This window comes from Psychromarinibacter sediminicola (assembly GCF_029168335.1).
GTDB classification, from domain to species: Bacteria; Pseudomonadota; Alphaproteobacteria; order Rhodobacterales; family Rhodobacteraceae; genus Psychromarinibacter; species Psychromarinibacter sediminicola.
Genome location: NZ_JARGYC010000181.1, coordinates 1 through 1,750, shown reverse-complemented (window position 1 = coordinate 1,750; position 1,750 = coordinate 1). Strand labels below are relative to the sequence as shown.

2 protein-coding genes are annotated in these 1,750 nt (G+C 67.6%); both read left to right on the top strand.

Annotated elements, in window-relative coordinates; genetic code table 11:
* Nucleotides 1-76 precede the first annotated feature (76 nt).
* Nucleotides 77-889: an alpha/beta fold hydrolase gene (locus tag P1J78_RS24770; protein ID WP_275570043.1), complete on the top strand. Its 813-nt coding sequence runs from the start codon at nucleotides 77-79 to the stop codon at nucleotides 887-889.
* 254 nt (nucleotides 890-1,143) lie between these two features.
* Nucleotides 1,144-1,689: a tyrosine-type recombinase/integrase gene (locus tag P1J78_RS24765; RefSeq protein WP_275570042.1), complete on the top strand. Its 546-nt coding sequence runs from the start codon at nucleotides 1,144-1,146 to the stop codon at nucleotides 1,687-1,689.
* Nucleotides 1,690-1,750 lie beyond the last annotated feature (61 nt).

Genomic DNA, 1,750 nt, shown 5'->3' with positions numbered 1-1,750 from the left:
CAGCATATGCAGAGCGACATCGACGAACTCATGCCTTGGAGCTTCGCTGAATAGTCAACCCGCAGCGCCAAGGGTGATGGGCGGCCGCTTACAGATGATCCGCTGGTCGACGCCCTTCACCGCGGCGCTCGCCGCGCGCGGCTACCGAGTCATCCGCTTCGACAACCGCGATTGCGGCCTGTCGACCCACCTCGACGCCCTGCCCGCGCCCGACTTCGGCGCGCTGGCCGCGGCGCTCGTCGCCGGGGAGCGGCCCGCCATGCCCTATTCGCTGACCGACATGGTGAACGATGCCCTGGCGCTGCTCGACGCGCTGGATATCGACCGGGCGCATGTCGTCGGGCGGTCGATGGGCGGGATGATCGCCCAGGCGATGGCAAGCGAAGCGCCGGACCGGGTCCTGTCGCTGACCTCGATCATGTCCGGCACCGGCAATCCGGCCCTGCCGCAGGCCGACCCCGAGGTCATGGCCCTGATGACCCGGCCGCGGCCCGACCCTGCGGCCGATCCGGACGGCTTCCTGGCGCACAGCCTGGCCTTCGCCCGCCGCATCGCCGGCAGCGGATCGGCCTTCGACCCCGAGGCCGAGGGCAGGCTGGCCCTGCAAGAGGCCCGCCGCGCCCGCGACCCGGCCGGCACCGCGCGGCAACTCGCCGCCATGGCCACCGCCGGCGACCGCCGCGACCGGCTGGCGACGATCGCGGCGCCGACGCTTGTCGTCCACGGCACGGAGGATCCGCTGATCCCGCCGGACCACGGCCGGGACACGGCGGACGCGATCCCCGGCGCCGAGCTCATGCTGATCGACGGCATGGGCCACGACCTGTCCGCTACGGTCCAGCCCCGGATCGTCGACGCCATCGACCGCACCGCCCGGCGCGCATCCTAGCCCTCACACCGCGAAAAAAGGGGCGCCGGCCCGGCCGACGCCCGCATCTTCTTCTCGTTGAAAACACGCCAGGGGGGTCTGGGGGGACCACTTCTCCCAGCATGGACATGCACGTCTTACGTGGGCGAGCGCGGACACCTTTCGCTTAATTTCCTCGGTCCTTCACTTTATAAGTGTGTCTTGAGAAGACAGGAGGGGACATCGTGAGACGCCCTAAATGGACACCAGATGGACACCGAAATGGACACACGTACATGCTGACTGACACCAAGATCAAATCCGCGAAGCCCCGCGACACGCGCTTCAGCCTAACAGACGGACGCGGGCTGTCCATTGAGGTTATGCCCTCGGGCGCGAAGTTCTGGCGGCTCAAGTACACCGATCCGGCCGGCAAGCGCCGAAACGTTTCGCTTGGCGAGTTCCCCATCGTGAAGCTCTCGGCGGCACGGCTCAAGCGTGAGGAGGTCAAGGCGGCGGTCAAGGACGGGACCGACCCCTTCCCGACGAACGGCGCGGCCGAGCCTGCGCCGGGTGTCGTTACGTGGAAGCACGCGGCCCAGAAGTACATGGAGAAGTGCCTCGCCGAGAAACAGTCACCCTCGACCATCGCGAATAGATGGCGCTGGCTCGGCCGGATGTCCGACCTCGACAACCGGCCAATGGCCGAGATCGAGCCGCGCGACCTCCTGCCGATCCTGCAGCGCGTCGAGGCCGAAGGGACATACGAGACGGCCGGAGCGATGCGAACCCTCATGGGCCAGGTGATGCGGATCAGGGTAGTGCCCCGGGAAATGGTGTAGGAACTGGCGTCCACCTGCTTCTTCATAGCTGGTGTCGCTCGTTCACTGGGCGGCGATCATA